The sequence below is a fragment of the Anaerobacillus sp. ABR4_321 genome (assembly GCF_056158505.1).
In genome coordinates this window covers 3,766,622-3,782,810 of record NZ_JBSWTK010000001.1, presented here as the reverse complement: position 1 = coordinate 3,782,810, position 16,189 = coordinate 3,766,622, and the positions used below count along the sequence as shown (strand labels likewise).

Here is a 16,189-nt window from a genome sequence, read left to right as displayed (position 1 = left end):
ACCTTCTATCACGTTAATGAACATTTCTTCCTTGACCTCTGACCAAGTGGTCATGTATATTTTATAACAGAATGACTACTTGGTCAAAAAGGGGAAGGAGAGAACGTATGAGCAAGATTATAAATTTTTCGATGAATAATAAATTTGCTGTCTGGCTTATGACCATCATCATTACAGCTGCTGGTCTATATTCCGGATTGAATATGAAATTAGAAACGATTCCAAATATCGATCCACCGATCATCACGGTTACGACCGTGTATCCAGGTGCGACACCTGCAGAGGTGGCTGATGAGATATCAGAACCGATCGAGCAGAAAGTGCAGAATTTAAGCGGAATGAAATCCGTAAGTTCAAGCTCGTTCCAAAATGCTTCGAGTTTACAGCTCGAATATAATTTTAGCAAAGATTTAGATGAAGCAGAGGACGAACTTCAAGAAGCAGTAAATGAAGTAGCGTTACCTGATGGCGCTGAGACGCCTGATGTGTCGCGAGTGAACTTTAATGCGTTCCCTGTTATCAGTATGAGTGTTACGAATGAAAATGGTGATCTTGCTGAGCTCACTTCGACTGTTGAAGATACGATCGCACCTGCACTCGAAGGGTTAGATGGTGTTGGCGATGTTCAGGTTGCTGGTCAAGAAGTGAGAGAAGTTCAGCTTCAGTTTGATGACGAAGCGCTCTCTGAACGAGGCATGGACCAAGAAACGGTTACGAACTTGATCAAAGGTTCAAAAGTGACGTTCCCGCTTGGACTATACACGTTTGATGATACACAGAAATCCGTTGTGATCGATGGAAACATCACAACGATCGATGATTTAGAAAAACTCCAAATTCCAATGATTCCATCGCAGAGTGCGCCGCAAGGAACCGCTCCGCAACAAGGTGCTCCTGGAACGCCGTCAGGTCAAGGAGCTCAGGGAGGTGCTGAAGCTGTTCAAGCACAGCAAGGCATTCCAACCGTTGCGTTAGGTGAGATCGCTGATTTTGAAATCGTTGCAGAAGCCGAGTCGATTTCACGTACGAACGGGGAAGAATCGATTACGGTTCAAGTAATCAAATCGCAAGAAGCGAATACAGTCGACGTTGTCGATCAAGTGAAGGAACAAGCTGCTGAGTTTGAAGATGAACTAGACGGTATCGACTTCATCTTTACGTTCGACCAGGGCGAGCCGATCGAAGAATCCGTAAGTACGATGTTGAACAAAGCATTGTTCGGCGGACTGTTTGCGATCATCGTCATTCTGTTGTTCCTGCGTAACATTCGAACAACGTTGATTTCGGTCGTATCGATCCCGCTATCTCTATTCATCGCGTTACTCGTATTGAATCAAATGGGAATCACGCTTAACATCATGACGCTCGGTGCGATGACCGTTGCGATCGGACGTGTTGTCGATGATTCGATTGTTGTCGTTGAGAACATATACAGGCGGATGTCATTAAAAGAAGAGAAGTTAGAAGGTAAGGAACTGATTCGATCCGCAACGAAGGAAATGTTCATGCCGATTCTATCGTCAACGATCGTGACGATCGCGGTTTTCCTACCGCTCGGACTCGTTGAAGGTGTCGTAGGTCAAGTGTTCCTTCCATTCGCATTGACGGTAGTATTTGCACTACTCGCTTCATTAATCGTTGCGGTTACGATCGTACCGATGATGTCGCACTCGCTTTTAAATAAAGAACAGGCAATGAAAAGCCATAAGGATGGTCCAGGGAAGCTCGCTACGTGGTACCGTTCAATTTTAAATAGTGTTCTAAATCATAAGATCATCTCTTCGATCGTTGCGATCGGTGTCCTTGTAGGGAGTATCGCGATGATTCCGCTAGTTGGCGTTAGCTTTTTACCAGGTGAAGAAGAGAAGATGGTGATGCCGACGTTCAGTCCTGCACCTGGACAAACGCTTGAAGATGTCGAGTCGATCGCACTTGAAGCGGAGAAGTATTTTGAAGGTCGAGACGATGTTGAGATCATTCAATACTCTGTTGGTGGAGAAAATCCGATGAACCCTGGTGCATCCAACCAGGCGGCATTCTTTGTGATGTATGCGGATGATACGGAAAACTTCACTGAAGAAAAAGAACAAGTGATCAAAGATTTGAAAAACATGACGGACAAAGGGGAATGGAACAACCAGGAATTCTCTTCTACAGGTTCTAGTAACGATATCCAGGTTCAAATATTTGGTGATACGATGGATGACATTAAGCCATATGTAGAAGAGGTGGAAGGCGTCCTCAATGATCAAGATGATCTAAATGAAGCCGAATCCAGTCTCGCTGAGTCGTATGAAGAATACACGCTCGTCGCAGATCAAGAGAAGCTCAGTCAGCTAGGGCTAACCGCCGGTCAAGTCGGTATGGAGCTCGGTCAGAACGGGCAGCGTTCAGAAATTTCGACGGTAAAAGAAGATGGAGAAGAGCTTCAAGTCTTCATTGAAGTTGAGAAAGACGACTATGAAACATTTGAAGAGTTAACAGATAAGGAAATTCAGTCGCCAATGGGTGTATCCGTTCCAATCAACGAGCTGTTTACAGTTGAAGAAGGAACAACAGAAGACACGATCACGCGCCGTGATGGAAAAGTATACGGCAGCGTTTCAGCAAAAGCGACAACAGATGATATCGGATCAGTCTCTGCTTCTGTAAAGGAAGAGTTGGATAAGATCGACCATCCTGATACGATCGACATTTCGATCGGCGGGGTTACAGAAGATATCAATGAATCGTTCAGTCAGCTAGGTCTTGCGATGCTTGCGGCGATTGCGATCGTCTATGTTGTGCTCGTCATCTTCTTCGGAGGAGCACTTGCGCCATTCGCAATCCTGTTCTCCTTGCCGTTCACGATTATCGGAGCAGTTCTAGGGCTGCTAGTTGGTGGAGAAACATTGAGTATATCCGCTATGATCGGTGCACTGATGCTGATCGGAATCGTTGTTACGAACGGGATCGTCCTGATCGACCGCGTTATTCAGAAAGAAAAAGAAGGATACTCAACGCGTGAAGCATTGCTCGATGCTGGGGTGACGCGATTACGTCCGATCTTGATGACAGCTCTTGCAACGATCGGTGCGCTGCTGCCACTCGCACTCGGTTTTGAAGGTGGCTCGATCATCAGTAAAGGTCTTGGACTTACCGTAATCGGTGGTCTTGCGAGCTCGACGCTCCTAACATTATTGATTGTACCGATCGTGTACGAAATGTTGAGCAAGTTTCAGAAAAAGCCAAAAAAAGCATAAAAGGTAAAGCATGACGTGCGGGACTTCCGCACGTTATGTTTTTTATGTGATTTTACCAAAATTTTAAACGCATCGTGCGCAAGTAAAAATGTGGGAAAGGGCACTTGCACTCTTTGGAAGTGATGAGCTACATTTTCGCACTTAAACCGCATAGGGATGTATACTATAGAGTAAGGTCTTATCATCTTAAGAAGAGAGCTGATCATATGAAGAGCTTCTTTCGAAAAATGTTCGGTCTAGAGAAATGCATGATCTGTAAACAAAAACCGGTGCGTCCGCAGTACTATCTGGACGAAGAAGATAACCGTAAACCCGTTTGTTATAAGTGTGTTTCCTACGCGGAACGACGTGCGTATCGAAAAGCGTGATTTCTAATATAAAGGTGAGGATTTCTTAATTCCGTTAAGAGATTCTCATCTTTTTTATATAAGTGAATCATATTAGTTGATTCTTTAATTACTTTATATTATTATTATCTTTGTTTCGAGATATCTTAATTAAAAACTCTTTGGCTCGAGGGATTGGGAGTAGTCCGATTAACACATACTATGACGAGCCTTAAAGAAAAACAGAAAGGAAGTTAAACATGACGAAAGTATTGTACATCACAGCTCATCCACATGATGAGACGTATTCTTACAGCATGGCAGCTGGAAAGGCTTTTATCGACCAATACAAAGAGGTAAACCCTGATCACGAAATCATCCACATGGATTTATATAAAGAGCACATTCCTCAAATTGACGCTGATGTATTCAGCGGATGGGGTAAGCTTCAAAAAGGAAGCGGATTCGAAGAGCTTTCAGAGGAAGAAAAGGCAAAGGTAAACCGTCTTTCAGAGCTATGTGAACAGTTTATCGATGCAGATAAATATGTATTCGTTACGCCGTTCTGGAACTTCTTCTTCCCACCGGTACTAAAAGCGTATATCGATGCGGTATCCGTTGCTGGTAAATCGTTCAAATATACGGCTGAAGGCCCTGTTGGTCTTCTAACAGACAAAAAAGCAATGCACATTCAAGCTCGCGGCGGAATCTACTCAGAAGGTCCAGCGGCTGAGATGGAAATGGGCCATCGCTACCTTGGCGTTATGATGCAGTTCTACGGTGTGCCAACGCTTGAGCACGTCTATATCGAAGGACATGCATTGATGCCTGAAAAAGCTGAAGAAATTAAAGAAAACGGGATTGCGCGTGCGAAGGATGCAGCACAAACGTTTTAATTGAAGTATGCAAGACACCCTTTTATGAGGGTGTCTTTTTGTGTTGGTGATCAGTCACTTAAAAAGTTATTGCCCAGGATGAAGAACGTTCGTAGCACTGAGTAAATTCCCGTCTGGATCTTTAAAACCGAACCCGCCAAATCCGTTATCAGGATTCACGTTGTAAGGACCCACTTCAATTTCTTTCTCCTTCAACCAGTGGTAAAAGCCTTCTAAGTCGTTTGTGTAAAAATCGAGGATGCTATGTACGACTTCGGTATAGGAGTTTTGAAAAGAGAGTTTTTCCGTTGATTCCGTTTCGACCAAAAAGATTGTCGGAACTCCTTGTTGATTGAACGTCAGCATGGCGTTTCGTTCTCCTTGAAAATGAATATGGACGCCTAGTATTTCTTGATAAAACGAAATAGACGAAGGAAGGTTACTGACGGGTATTTCAACAGTAGCAATATGAGAGATGAAACTAGACATTAAACGGTACCTCCTTTCTCAATTGTAATTGTGTTATTCAATTTTGTCTCAGTGGACTCCTTCTTAAATAAACATTAATTGAGGAAGTGAGGAAAGACCCGTCTATTTGGGTGAAGTGAAATGAAATATGGAATATTATGTTAAGATAAGTGTGCTAAAAAAAGTGGTTGGGGGAATTGTAATGAAGAAACTGCTCGTCATTTCAGGAGTCGTCGTTGTATTGTTGGTTATAAATTTTCTAGGTCCTTACAACTTCTTTCTAGAGATTAATGAGAAAAACGCGTTAAAAGAAATCATCACGGAAGAGGGAACGTTTCAAGGAAACGACGTGATTACGATCGATTATCGAGGTTCTGATACATATTTTGTTTTGACGGAGAATGAAGACGGAAAACAAGTGAACTACATTGTGATGAGAGAGTACACCTCGATGATGAATGGACATTGGAAAGTGTTTGAAGAAACGTCTCGTAACCATTTCTTTTAGCCTTAGTGAAACATTTCTTTTGTTTCTTTCGTCTGTCTAAGAGGAGGTTTTTACAATGAAACTAAAATTCGGCATGTTATTATCAGCTCTTTTAGTACTTGCTGCGTGTAATTCAGGCAGTTCGAACTCAGAAAATCACCTCAACTCGCTTGTGGAGGCCAATCCAGAAGTGAAGAGTGAAGTTGAAAAGCTATCTAAAGAATTTCGAGATGAATTATCAGCACCAGACATGGAAAGCATTCCGTTCGAGGCTGAAGAAGTTACTGCGACTGCGCAGACAAAGTTAGAACCGAATGATGTAACGTTAATTTATTCGAAAGGAAATGAGCAGCTTTCTTTGATGCAGCGGGACGTAGAAGGGAAAGAAGTTAGCTTCGGAAAAACGGATGTGGAGCTTGAGAATGACATTCGTGCTTCCTTCAACGATTGGGAAAGTATCAGTGAATTAACGTGGATGAGCGAAAATGGTAACGTCATGTTTGGTCTCCGTTCAGTCGTTCCACGCAATGGTAATGATGAGCCGATGACAAAGGAAGAGCTTGTCAATGTTGCAAATTCAATCATTGATCAACGAAAGTAAATAGTTAAGGGAAACGCGTAAAACTGGCTAACAGTTTTGCGCGTTTTTTATGCTATCGACAATTAATGATAAAAAACGGGTAGTGACAGGCACCGCTGGACATAGTAAGAGCAAACAGTTGATCTTTAGGTAGGAGGACTTGACATCATGATTAGTATTATTATTGGCCTTGCACTGTTGATGCTTCTAGCTTATCTTGGCTGGTCGATCATCTGGATCGCGCCGCTCGTATCCGGAATCGTTGCATTACTAAGCGGGATGAATATACTCGATACGTACACATCTACTTATATGGAAGGTTTCGTTGGGTTTGCGAAATCATACTTTCCGATCTTCTTATTCGGTGCCATCTTCGGAAAGTTGATGGAAGACACGGGTGCCGCACAGTCTGTTGCGTATAAGATCTCAAACCTTATCGGTGAAAAACGCGCGATTCTAGGAATGCTGTTGTCAGCAGCAGTGCTGACATACGGCGGAGTAAGTCTATTCGTTGTGGTATTTGCAGTTTATCCTCTGGCAGTCGCGATGTTTCGCCGCGCAAACGTATCGCGTAAGCTGATTCCATCGACGTTTGTTTTAGGGGCTTTTACCTTCACGATGACGGCGATCCCAGGAACACCACAGATTCAGAACATCATTCCCATCAATACGTTCAAAACGAACACGATGGCAGCACCGATCATGGGTATCGTGGCTGGATTGATCATGGCAGTCGGGGGCTATTTCTATTTAAAATTCCGAGAGAAACAGCTCCTTAAAAAGGATGAAAAGTTTACAGAGCCTGAAGGCGATAATGAAGTGAATACGATTGATGAGGAAGATTTACCGAACTGGCTTCTTTCCATCATCCCTCTCATCGCAGTTGTTGTTACGCTGAATGCATTCGAGGATCTTAGTATTCTCGTTGCCCTATTAATCGGGATTCTTCTCATCATGGCGTTTAACTGGAAAGAATTCAAAAACTTCATCGGCTCCATCAACAAGGGTGCATCAGGATCGGTTATGGCGACGATCAATACGAGCGCAGCTGTTGGATTTGGTTCAGTTGTAACCGCGTCTCCAGGTTTCGAGGCTGTAAAAGACATGATCTTCTCGATCCCCCTCAGCCCATATTTTTCAGAAGCTTTTGCGGTTCAGCTTCTCGCAATGATCACAGGATCAGCATCGGGAGGTATGGGAATCGCGCTTGAGGCGCTTGGAGAGGAGTATTACAATATCGCTGTTGAAAACGGACTGAGTCTTGAGGCGTTCCACAGAATTACATCCGTTGCTTCTGGTGCCTCGATCCTTCCACACAACGGTGCCCTTCTAACGCTATTTACAGTAACGGGTCTTACGCATAAAGATTCGTACAAAGACGTGTTCGTCGTTGGACTCATCATCCCGATGATCGCCACGATCGCCATCATCTTCTTAGCGATGATGGGTATTATTTAAAAGATAAGCTCAGTCACTGTACTGAGCTTTTTTGCTGTTTAACAATAATAAAAAGGGGATTCTGTTACACCGATAAGTAGAGTATGATGAATGTATATATATGTAAAAAGGAGAAGGGTTGCTTTGAAAAAATTAATACTTACGAGTGCTGTCACATTCTGCCTAGTGTTATCAGGATGTGGTCAAACTGAAAATGCTGGTGAAGGAACGGAAAAAGAGTTCGTAGCTGAAGAAGTGAACGGCGAATCGGCTTCTGAAACGGAAGGTGTAAACGGTGAAGAAACGATGGAAGAAAAGGGTGTTGAAGATGTTTCTAACGAGGATGAAGGGGAAGCGGCTGAGCAAGAACCGAGTTTTGAACTAACACAAGAGTTATACACAGAAGGTAGTATCACGATCGAATATCCACAGATCAAACACCTTGCAGATGAAGCGAAGAAAGATCGCATCAACAGCTTGTTATTTGATGAAGCATTAAAAGTGATGAACTATTATGAGAATACAGAAGAGCTCGAGCTCGACATCGGTTATACCATTACATATGAAAGTCCTTCATTTTTGAGCGTGCAATATGCTGGTACAGGCTACGTGGAAGGTGCTGCACATCCGAACAAAATGTTTTATACGACCAACATCGACCTTGAAAATGGGAATAAAATTCGTTTAACAGACGTTGTAAAAGTAGATAATGCGTTCATTGAATTTTTTAAATCAGACGCTTTTAAGGCGGTTAATCCTGAAGTAGAAGACATCGGTGTTGATGTAAAGGCAAATGTTTCAAAAGCTAGTTTCTTGAATGCGGATAACCTCGATAGTATCGAAACAGATCAGCACTCTGAAACGTTCACTTACTTCACAGAAGATCGATTGGGAATCAGCATTTCAGCGAGCTATGCTGTAGGTGGACATCTTGAGTTTGAAATTAGCTATGAAGACGTTCCTGCTGAGTTCATGTCGAGCGCTGCAATTAAGGAGCTCCTTCAGTAAAAATGAGAAGACTCTGTGACAAGCAGGGTCTTTTTTATGACATTTCCCAATTTGAAGCTATACTAGGATTAAGGGGGATGAAGGAATGGAAGAGATAGAAAATAAGAAAATGAACTGGAGTGGGCTTGCCACCTTAATAAAAGAAACGAATCCTTCGAAATTACTCGTCACGATCGCGGTAACGATGAGTTTGATCGGGACAGTTGCTGGATTAATCGTCCCGTTTTTTACGAAAAATTTAGTCGACCAGCTCTCGTCAGGGACATTATCGAACGGAATCATCGGTCTCTTGATCGCAGCGTTTGTGCTTCAAGCGATCTTCTCAGGGCTATCGATGTATTTGCTACTTTACATAGGAGAATCCGTCGTCGCGCGTCTTCGCGAAAGACTGATGAAAAAAGTGCTTTCCATGAAGGTGACGTTCTTTGACAGCAACAGGGTCGGTGATACCACGAGCAGGATTGTAAACGATACAGGCGTGATCAAAGATCTCGTCTCGAATCATCTCATCAACTTGCTGACGAGTACATTGTCGATCGTAGGTTCGATCGCGATCCTGCTTTATCTCGATTGGCGTTTGACGGTGATCCTGCTTACAGTCGTTCCGATCATGATGCTTGGGATTCGTTTTATCGGAAAACGAATGTACAAAGTGTCGAAGGGACTTCAAGAAGAAACGGCCAAATTCACGGCGACGATCACACAAGTTCTTTCAGAAATACGTCTTGTGAAATTCTCTTTAGCTGAAAACATTGAAGAGAAGAATGGAGAAGATGGCATTAAGAACGTTTTCTCTTATAGTATGAAGGAAGCGAAAATCTACGCGCTCCTCATGCCGATCATGACGTTACTATTGATGGGTGTGTTGGTCGTCATCGTAGGGTATGGAGGCGTTCGTGTTTCAACTGGGGAACTTACTGCAGGTGAGCTCGTTGCCTTTTTGCTATACCTCTTTCAGATCATCATTCCCTTTAGCTCGATGGCAAGATTTTTAACTGCGATCCAGAAGGCGATGGGAGCGACGGAACGGCTGCAGTTTTTGCTCGACCATGAAGGGGAAGAGCGCTTGATCGGAAAGGAAGTTACGAATCCATCTCAACCTTTAGCCTTTAACGATGTGGAGTTCTCATATGGAAAAGAAGTGATTCTAAAAGGAGCATCGTTCAGTGTTCCCCCAGGTAAGATCACGGCGATCGTCGGTCCGAGTGGAAGTGGTAAGACAACAACCTTTTCACTGATCGAACGATTCTACGTACCGCAAAAAGGGTCGATTACACTTGGAGATACGGAAATCACCGAATTCTCCCTCCAATCATGGCGTAATCAGATCGGTTATGTTTCCCAAGAGAGTCCACTTATCGCGGGAACGATCCGAGAAAATATTTTATATGGAATGGAACGTGAGATTTCAGACGACGTGTTAAAACAAGCGGCTGATCAGGCTTATGCACTTCCGTTTATCATGGAGCTTCCGAATGGGTTCGATACGGAAATTGGAGAGCGGGGCATCAAGCTATCAGGTGGTCAACGGCAGCGAATCGCCATCGCGCGGGCCATCGTTAGAGATCCTTCCATTCTTCTTTTGGATGAAGCAACATCGAGTCTAGATAGTACGTCAGAAGTGCAGGTGCAGAAGGCACTCAACAACTTGATGAAAGACCGTACGACGATCGTCATCGCCCACAGGCTTTCCACCGTCGTTCACGCTGACCAAATCCTAGTGATGGAAGAGGGCAAGGTGATTGAGACCGGAACGCATGACGAATTAATGCAGAACCATGCTCTTTATTTCAAGCTCGCGCAGCAGCAGTTTCAGTTGGAGAGTTCGTAGTGAATAGATTTCTCCTAACAACAATGGAAAGCATCAAATTTCAATGACGATGGGTGCTCTCTGGTTAACACAGTTATAAACAGTACAATTTCCTGAAAAGCGGGTGACGATTATTTTTAAGGAAGAAGCGTTCTTGAATGAATGGAGTGAGACTCGAAAGTTGGGTATGTGGAAGTATATCCTTTTTTACGGAATCATTTTAGGCGGAATGGGTATTGCATTAGTGGAAGCGGGCATAGACCTTTACTTTCATGGAGGACTCAATCATTTCACAGATTATACAACAACTGGACTAATATTTGGGACTACTTATGGAACGGGCACCTGGTTTCATGGGGAGTATAAATTTAGAAAGGTTACTAAAAAAACACCATAAAATAATAAACGGTCAGAGGCACTCGCCACTGACCGTTTTAATCGGAATGATGTTCAGTATAACGTTCACTACGTTCAATTTTCACCTAATCCCTGTACGATCCTTCAGTCTATTTTCTAAAATCGCATCGTGTTCATTTATCTTTCTATAAACAACGATTAATGGAACGATCAGTACTAGAAATAGTGCCAAGATACCTGGTTTCATGATTAACTCCTCTGGATGTGTTTTCGTTGTTTCATACCATTCGTTGTGATTGTACTACAAATGGTTGTAGTAAGAAAGTTTGTGTTGGAAAGTAAAAAGAAAGGAAAGTTCCACGAGGAACTTCCCTTTCGATGTTAAGCACTTGCTTTGTAAAGTTGACTTTGTGAGTTTTTTTCTAATCTACCAAGCCTAGCTGTTAAGAGTACGGCTCCGGCTACCATGACGCCGCCGATCCATGCGGTGTGGATCAAGCCGATTGAATCAACGATGAGTCCGCCTACGAATGAGCCGATCGCGATACCGATGTTAAATGCTGCGATGTTCATGGCTGAAGCCACATTCACTGCAGATGGCACATATTTTTCTGACAGGTTTACAACGAGCAGCTGTAGGCCTGGTACGCTCATGAACGCGAATAGACCCATAAGAGCGATCGTGATAAGACCGATCACTTTGAACGGTGCAGTGAAGCTTAGTGCCACCAGTACGATCGCTTGAAGAATGAACATCCAGAAGAGTGTTTTGATCGGACTCTTGTTGGACGCCTTCCCGCCGACCACGTTTCCGACCGCAACGGCTAGACCGTATACGAGTAAGATCACGCTGACCCATTTGGAACTAAAACCAGTCACGTTTTCTAATAGTGGTGTTAAATAGGTGAATGCAACGAACGTTCCTCCATAGCCTAGTGCGGTGATCGCGAACGCGAGGAGCAAACGGCCAGAGCTTACGATTTTTAGCTGATCGACAAATGTTGAAGGCGGTGCTTCTTTTAAGTTCTTTGGTACCAGGATCGCGCTTGCGATGATGCCGATCACTCCAAGCATCGCGACACCTAGGAACGTTGCGCGCCAGCCGAACGTTTGCCCGATAAACGTACCGAGTGGAACACCCGTAACGGTTGCGACCGTTAACCCTGTGAACATAAATGCAATTGCGCTCGCACGTTTATCTTCAGGTACTAAGTCCGCTGCGATCGTTGAACCGATCGAGAAGAAGATTCCGTGTGAGAAGGCGGTGATGATTCGTGCGATTAATAAAAATGTAAAAGAGGTTGCCATACCAGCAACGACGTTTCCTAGAATAAAAATAACCATAAGTGACATGAGCAATGTTTTTCGATTCATCCGGTCTGTTAATGCGGTTAAAATAGGTGCACCGAAAGCAACACCGAGCGCATAGCCGGAAATTAATAATCCTGCTAACGTGATCGAGATGCCTAAGTCATCAGAGATCGTAGTTAGTAGGCCGACCGGAACGAACTCCGTCGTCCCGATTCCAAATGCAGAAATCGCCAGTGCGAGTAGCGCTGCGATTCCGCCTTTCTTCTTTTCTAATGTATGTGAACTCATGGATCGTCCTCCTAAAAGCATAATTAGTTCTTGAGTGAACGTTGTTCTGCGCCGAAATGAAGCCACGCCCTCTCTGCAAAAACTATTATGCGACATACGCTTCTTGCCGTGAAGTACGCACTTTATTGTTATAAAGGAACCTCGAGGTGCTATAGGTACCTGTAAGTACCTGTAGAAACCATTTTGCTTTTCGGATATACTACCGGTATGTTAGTTTAGTTAGCGTTAATTAGACGTGTACAACCCTAAATAGATCATAGGTGCAAAAAAGTACCTTAGGAGGAACCATCATGCCATATAACAATTCGGTAGAAGCGACTCTCGATGTCATCGGAGGGAAGTGGAAAGTCGTTATTATGTGTCATTTGATCGAGAAAGAGCGACGTACGAGTGAATTGAAGAAACTTATGCCGAAGATCACGCAGAAAATGCTCACACAGCAGCTGCGTGAACTAGAGGAAGACGGTGTTGTGAATCGAAAAGTTTTTGATCAAGTCCCGCCAAAAGTGATCTATTCGTTAACAGATTACGGCTGGTCTTTAAAACCGATACTCGATGCGATGTGCGCATGGGGAGAGGGCTATATTAAGAAAAACGGCTGCGATGTTTTAGAATAGAACGGGATATACAATAGAGGGGCACTTCCACTTAAGGAAGAGCCCCTTTTTTCTTATTTCGCGAATTTAGCGTGCCATCTTCGTTGAACAACGCGATCGATGATAAAAAATACGATTGCAGAAATGAGGCTGGCTGCCCCGAGAACGGTACCTGCTAAAAAGTGAATGATGAACGAGAGAATCCACTCAGGCTTTTTTGTTGTATAAGCCATGGACCTTGCTAGGGAATCGCTAAGGATGGACGCCCACACACCATAAAGGAATATTCCCAAAAAGAAATATGGAAACCAGTTTTTAAAGTCAGAGGTGAACTCTCCTAACGAGAAAGCGGTTTGACTGAGTCCTGCAAAAAGTGCTGTTGCGGTAATTGTCGTAATTATTCCGACCAATAATTTTCGTAGTAGTAGAAATCCTTTTTTCTTCATAGCTCCTCACCTCAATCGTGTCCTACCCTGATATTACCATATTGTATTTGATGAAACTTTATCTTCTTATATCCGTCCTTATTAGTAAGACGTGTTTGAGGAGGTTATGATGAAACGAACAGTGTTGACTCTTTTACTGCTCGTAAACAGTATCTACTTATTAAATTTATTGTTTGGATCTACCATTCAGTTTTCTTTCGCGATCGATGGACTTTTCGTCCTATCGTTTATCGTTGGAATCTTACTTTCCATTATCTATCTTTCTCAACCAAGAAGTCAGCACCCGCTTCTTTCACTTGCTGTCCTGTCCTTTAGTCTCGCTTCATTCGGATGTTTCACATTCTTTCAGTTTCTTTCGACTATAATGGGATAAGACAAGTGAACCTAAAGAGGAGGTTATGATGGGAAGGATCACATGGTTTTTTAAATCTTTTATGAGAGAACCGCTTTGGTTTAAAGTGGTGATCATCGTGACGTTCCTTACGGCGATTGTATTCAGCAGTTCAGCTTTCTCTAGTACGTTGCAGAGCATCGCAAAGCTTGCTGCAGCGATTTTCTTTATTACGTATGGCATCAAGCTGAGGCACAGTCGACTCGTGTCCATGGTTATGTTTGCTGTCGCGCTTATTTCTCTTTACCTCGCTTGGACTCTAATCGTTTAAAGCCAACCCACTCGTTCGCGCCATTCATGGACTTCTGCCATGCGCTTCTTCATGGAAGAAGGGGGTGACACGTTGTTTTCTTTTAGCTCATGCTGAATCCGTTCGAGCTCTTCTTGCATCGGAGGAAGGCCGATTTCCGCTCGCCTTTGTTCGATGCTTTCTTCATCCTCTATTTTCCATGGGCGCATGTTGCCTTCTTCGTCCCAATCGAATTGAGTGCCGTAGCGCTGAGGCTTTCCCTCGAAGAATAAAATCCGATCATAGAGATAAGCAAAGCGAAATGGTTCGATGTATCCTGCGTTCATTTCTTTTTCAAGAATGGGAAGTGCGTTTCGCTGCAGCTGAGGTAAGCTGATGGCGTGTTGAAGAATAAGCCACGCAGCATCAGCGGCTTCCTTTCCGACTTTCTCCTCGTTCGGCCAGCCGATTTCTTCCATGATGTTGGTTAATCGAAGGCCGTTTTCGATATGCACTTTCTCCATTTCAATATGGTATCCCTCGAAAAGAACTCCTTCTCGCAAGAGCTGCTCTCTTACTTCAAGGTCACGTTCTTTCATCTGTATAAGTTCATTCATAATGTTGCGCCGCATGACTGTCCTCCTTGGGTAGAAAAGGTTATGAAACAATACCCGTTTTTGAATCGTATAATGAATACAAGCTATTCTTTACTATACTAGTCTTCACTACCACTATAGTAGGAATTCGAATCGTTAGGAGTTTTTTTGTGTTAAAGAAGATAAGAAATGCAAGGGGAATTTCTAGGAGGAACAAATAGGTTACATAATAGAATTGGTAGAAAGGAGTGCTGCCGTGAAGGAAGTGAGAAGAATCGGTGATGTATGCCGTGTTGATGAAGAAGCAAGGATCATCAATACCTCATCACTAGCAAACGTAAGTCCAGCATTTAAGGAAGCGATATCCTATTATCGAGAAGCTGTTTTAGCGAGTTTTAGTAGTGAGGTTCACAGCATCTATGTAAGAGGTTCAGTTCCAAGAGGCCTTGGAATCGAAGGGGTGTCAGATCTTGATACGATCATCATTACCGTGTCAGATGGAGAGAAGCTCAGTTCGAGTCTAGTTCACAATATTGAACAGGATGTAGTCGAGCGTTTTCCATTTGTAAACGGTGTGGAGATGAGCGTGTTTTCGTTAGGAGAAGTGCTAGAAACGAGTCGATTCGCAATCATTCCGTTCATGATCAAAACGCATAGTATCTGCATCTACGGAGAAAACCTCCAGAAGCAGTTACCGCGGTATAAGGCGGACAAAGCGCTCGCGAACGATCATATCTATCATATAAAGGCGATCGTTCTCCAAGCGAAAGAGGAATTAGTCGGGAACGATGATCCTGAGGATGTAAAAGATTGCTGTGTGTGGGTTATGAAAATGATCATTCGCTGTGGGTTCGCTTTCGTCATCGAACAGGAACGTACTTATTCAAGAGACTTGTACCCTGCATACGAACGGTTCTCGAAGCATTATCCGGAAAAAGAGCCTGAGATGAGAAAAGCGTTGCATTTCGCTGTGAACCCAACGGAAGAGATAGAAGCGATTCTTTCGTTTCTGAATACGTTCGGGGACTGGATGATAAATGAAGCGGAAGGTTGGCTGGTAGTGAATAATCGTGATAGAGAAGAACATCTAATGTTGTGAGGCTGTTCCCTTGTGGAGCAGCTTTTTTGCATCTTTCGACAATGGTCGAGCGAAACCGGGTGGTGACAGGCACCGCAATCTGAAACCGGGTGGTGACAGGCACCGCACGAATGGTGTAATATTACACTAAAGGTGAAAAAAGGAACGGGGTGGTAAAGATGACGAAAGAAGAAGTAATGAAATTGGTTTCTGACAGGTTACGATTGATCAGGCAAGAGCAGGGCTACTCTCAAGACGTGATGGCAGAGGTTCTAGGAACGTCGAAGAAAACGCTCGTTCAAATCGAGAAAAACCGGGCGCTAGCAAGCTGGACGGTGACGGTTGCCGTTTGCTCACTCTTTCATCAGAGTGAGGTACTGCAGCACGTGTTAGGAGATGAGCCTATTGAAGTCATCAAGCTCATCGCTCATAAGAAGATCGAGCATCCAGTAGACAAAACGATGGGCGGTAAGGTGTGGTGGAAAGATGTGGAGAGGAAAGGGAGATATGTTCTGCAGCAGAATCTAATCAGTAAGCACTTTCGAATTCTTGATGATGATCATTTTCGCTGGTTTAGCTCATTTGACCGTGAAGAAGGATTGAAGCGGTTAGAAGAACTTAGTAGCGGGTAGTCCGGTGAGTCGTTCATACAAGGAGGTGGTCG

18 protein-coding genes are annotated in these 16,189 nt (G+C 43.7%); 13 read left to right on the top strand and 5 right to left on the bottom strand.

The annotated features are described in order from the left end of the window. Positions 1 to 107: 107 nt before the first annotated feature. Positions 108 to 3,242, top strand: coding sequence for an efflux RND transporter permease subunit (locus ACXADT_RS19870; RefSeq protein ID WP_474832504.1), 3,135 nt, complete (start codon positions 108 to 110; stop codon positions 3,240 to 3,242). A gap of 586 nt (positions 3,243 to 3,828) precedes the next feature. Then, entirely contained in the window at positions 3,829 to 4,464 is a 636-nt protein-coding gene (locus ACXADT_RS19865) for an FMN-dependent NADH-azoreductase (protein ID WP_474832503.1), read from the top strand. Between the two features lie 66 nt (positions 4,465 to 4,530). Here the strand turns inward: ACXADT_RS19865 and ACXADT_RS19860 are convergent, their stop codons facing one another. After that, entirely contained in the window at positions 4,531 to 4,932 is a 402-nt protein-coding gene (locus ACXADT_RS19860) for a VOC family protein (protein ID WP_474832502.1), read from the bottom strand. A gap of 181 nt (positions 4,933 to 5,113) precedes the next feature. Here ACXADT_RS19860 and ACXADT_RS19855 point away from each other — a divergent pair, with 181 nt between their 5' ends. From ACXADT_RS19855 to ACXADT_RS19830, 6 genes are all read left to right on the top strand, one after another. Then, positions 5,114 to 5,419, top strand: coding sequence for a hypothetical protein (locus ACXADT_RS19855; RefSeq protein ID WP_474832501.1), 306 nt, complete (start codon positions 5,114 to 5,116; stop codon positions 5,417 to 5,419). Positions 5,420 to 5,474: 55 nt separating this feature from the next. Continuing rightward, the gene (locus tag ACXADT_RS19850) at positions 5,475 to 5,999 is read left to right on the top strand and encodes a hypothetical protein (protein WP_474832500.1); all 525 of its coding nucleotides are present in this window, start codon (positions 5,475 to 5,477) and stop codon (positions 5,997 to 5,999) included. A 147-nt stretch (positions 6,000 to 6,146) separates the two neighbouring features. After that, positions 6,147 to 7,436 (top strand): GntP family permease, encoded by a 1,290-nt coding sequence (locus ACXADT_RS19845; RefSeq protein ID WP_474832499.1) that lies wholly within the window; start codon positions 6,147 to 6,149, stop codon positions 7,434 to 7,436. A 123-nt stretch (positions 7,437 to 7,559) separates the two neighbouring features. After that, on the top strand, positions 7,560 to 8,423 hold the full coding sequence (locus tag ACXADT_RS19840) for a PdaC/SigV domain-containing protein (protein ID WP_474832498.1): 864 nt from the start codon (positions 7,560 to 7,562) through the stop codon (positions 8,421 to 8,423). A gap of 85 nt (positions 8,424 to 8,508) precedes the next feature. Beyond that, entirely contained in the window at positions 8,509 to 10,254 is a 1,746-nt protein-coding gene (locus ACXADT_RS19835; protein ID WP_474832497.1) for an ABC transporter ATP-binding protein, read from the top strand. 133 nt (positions 10,255 to 10,387) lie between these two features. Beyond that, the gene (locus ACXADT_RS19830; RefSeq protein ID WP_270180961.1) at positions 10,388 to 10,630 is read left to right on the top strand and encodes a hypothetical protein; all 243 of its coding nucleotides are present in this window, start codon (positions 10,388 to 10,390) and stop codon (positions 10,628 to 10,630) included. Between the two features lie 81 nt (positions 10,631 to 10,711). Here ACXADT_RS19830 and ACXADT_RS19825 read toward each other — a convergent pair whose 3' ends face one another. Both ACXADT_RS19825 and ACXADT_RS19820 read right to left on the bottom strand, forming a co-directional pair. Continuing rightward, complete coding sequence (locus ACXADT_RS19825; RefSeq protein WP_474832496.1) at positions 10,712 to 10,837, bottom strand: hypothetical protein; 126 nt, start codon at positions 10,835 to 10,837, stop codon at positions 10,712 to 10,714. A 134-nt stretch (positions 10,838 to 10,971) separates the two neighbouring features. After that, positions 10,972 to 12,189: an MFS transporter gene (locus tag ACXADT_RS19820; protein ID WP_474832495.1), complete on the bottom strand. Its 1,218-nt coding sequence runs from the start codon at positions 12,187 to 12,189 to the stop codon at positions 10,972 to 10,974. Between the two features lie 287 nt (positions 12,190 to 12,476). On the opposite strand from ACXADT_RS19820, the gene ACXADT_RS19815 reads away from it, so the two are divergent. Next, positions 12,477 to 12,806, top strand: a complete 330-nt coding sequence (locus tag ACXADT_RS19815) for a winged helix-turn-helix transcriptional regulator (protein ID WP_442865180.1) — start codon at positions 12,477 to 12,479, stop codon at positions 12,804 to 12,806. Between the two features lie 53 nt (positions 12,807 to 12,859). Here ACXADT_RS19815 and ACXADT_RS19810 read toward each other — a convergent pair whose 3' ends face one another. Then, positions 12,860 to 13,231: a hypothetical protein gene (locus ACXADT_RS19810; protein WP_474832494.1), complete on the bottom strand. Its 372-nt coding sequence runs from the start codon at positions 13,229 to 13,231 to the stop codon at positions 12,860 to 12,862. 109 nt (positions 13,232 to 13,340) lie between these two features. On the opposite strand from ACXADT_RS19810, the gene ACXADT_RS19805 reads away from it, so the two are divergent. Continuing rightward, on the top strand, positions 13,341 to 13,604 hold the full coding sequence (locus tag ACXADT_RS19805; protein ID WP_474813461.1) for a hypothetical protein: 264 nt from the start codon (positions 13,341 to 13,343) through the stop codon (positions 13,602 to 13,604). 28 nt (positions 13,605 to 13,632) lie between these two features. Further along, on the top strand, positions 13,633 to 13,893 hold the full coding sequence (locus ACXADT_RS19800; protein ID WP_474832493.1) for a hypothetical protein: 261 nt from the start codon (positions 13,633 to 13,635) through the stop codon (positions 13,891 to 13,893). On the opposite strand, the gene ACXADT_RS19795 is transcribed toward ACXADT_RS19800, so the two are convergent. Further along, entirely contained in the window at positions 13,890 to 14,483 is a 594-nt protein-coding gene (locus tag ACXADT_RS19795) for a DUF6624 domain-containing protein (protein WP_474832492.1), read from the bottom strand. The two genes, ACXADT_RS19800 and ACXADT_RS19795, sit on opposite strands and share 4 nt — an antisense overlap. Positions 14,484 to 14,703: 220 nt before the next feature. Between ACXADT_RS19795 and ACXADT_RS19790 the strand changes: the two genes are divergently transcribed. Together ACXADT_RS19790 and ACXADT_RS19785 are read left to right on the top strand one after the other, a co-directional pair. Continuing rightward, on the top strand, positions 14,704 to 15,546 hold the full coding sequence (locus tag ACXADT_RS19790) for a nucleotidyltransferase (protein WP_474832491.1): 843 nt from the start codon (positions 14,704 to 14,706) through the stop codon (positions 15,544 to 15,546). A 158-nt stretch (positions 15,547 to 15,704) separates the two neighbouring features. After that, positions 15,705 to 16,157, top strand: coding sequence for a helix-turn-helix domain-containing protein (locus tag ACXADT_RS19785; protein WP_270180969.1), 453 nt, complete (start codon positions 15,705 to 15,707; stop codon positions 16,155 to 16,157). Positions 16,158 to 16,189 lie beyond the last annotated feature (32 nt).

Coding starts and splice junctions, on each gene's coding strand:
- ACXADT_RS19870 (WP_474832504.1), top strand. CDS start 108: ATGAGCAAGATTATAAATTTTTCGATGAATAATAAATTTGCTGTCTGG.
- ACXADT_RS19865 (WP_474832503.1), top strand. CDS start 3,829: ATGACGAAAGTATTGTACATCACAGCTCATCCACATGATGAGACGTAT.
- ACXADT_RS19860 (WP_474832502.1), bottom strand. CDS start 4,932: ATGTCTAGTTTCATCTCTCATATTGCTACTGTTGAAATACCCGTCAGT.
- ACXADT_RS19855 (WP_474832501.1), top strand. CDS start 5,114: ATGAAGAAACTGCTCGTCATTTCAGGAGTCGTCGTTGTATTGTTGGTT.
- ACXADT_RS19850 (WP_474832500.1), top strand. CDS start 5,475: ATGAAACTAAAATTCGGCATGTTATTATCAGCTCTTTTAGTACTTGCT.
- ACXADT_RS19845 (WP_474832499.1), top strand. CDS start 6,147: ATGATTAGTATTATTATTGGCCTTGCACTGTTGATGCTTCTAGCTTAT.
- ACXADT_RS19835 (WP_474832497.1), top strand. CDS start 8,509: ATGGAAGAGATAGAAAATAAGAAAATGAACTGGAGTGGGCTTGCCACC.
- ACXADT_RS19825 (WP_474832496.1), bottom strand. CDS start 10,837: ATGAAACCAGGTATCTTGGCACTATTTCTAGTACTGATCGTTCCATTA.
- ACXADT_RS19820 (WP_474832495.1), bottom strand. CDS start 12,189: ATGAGTTCACATACATTAGAAAAGAAGAAAGGCGGAATCGCAGCGCTA.
- ACXADT_RS19810 (WP_474832494.1), bottom strand. CDS start 13,231: ATGAAGAAAAAAGGATTTCTACTACTACGAAAATTATTGGTCGGAATA.
- ACXADT_RS19805 (WP_474813461.1), top strand. CDS start 13,341: ATGAAACGAACAGTGTTGACTCTTTTACTGCTCGTAAACAGTATCTAC.
- ACXADT_RS19800 (WP_474832493.1), top strand. CDS start 13,633: ATGGGAAGGATCACATGGTTTTTTAAATCTTTTATGAGAGAACCGCTT.
- ACXADT_RS19795 (WP_474832492.1), bottom strand. CDS start 14,483: ATGCGGCGCAACATTATGAATGAACTTATACAGATGAAAGAACGTGAC.
- ACXADT_RS19785 (WP_270180969.1), top strand. CDS start 15,705: ATGACGAAAGAAGAAGTAATGAAATTGGTTTCTGACAGGTTACGATTG.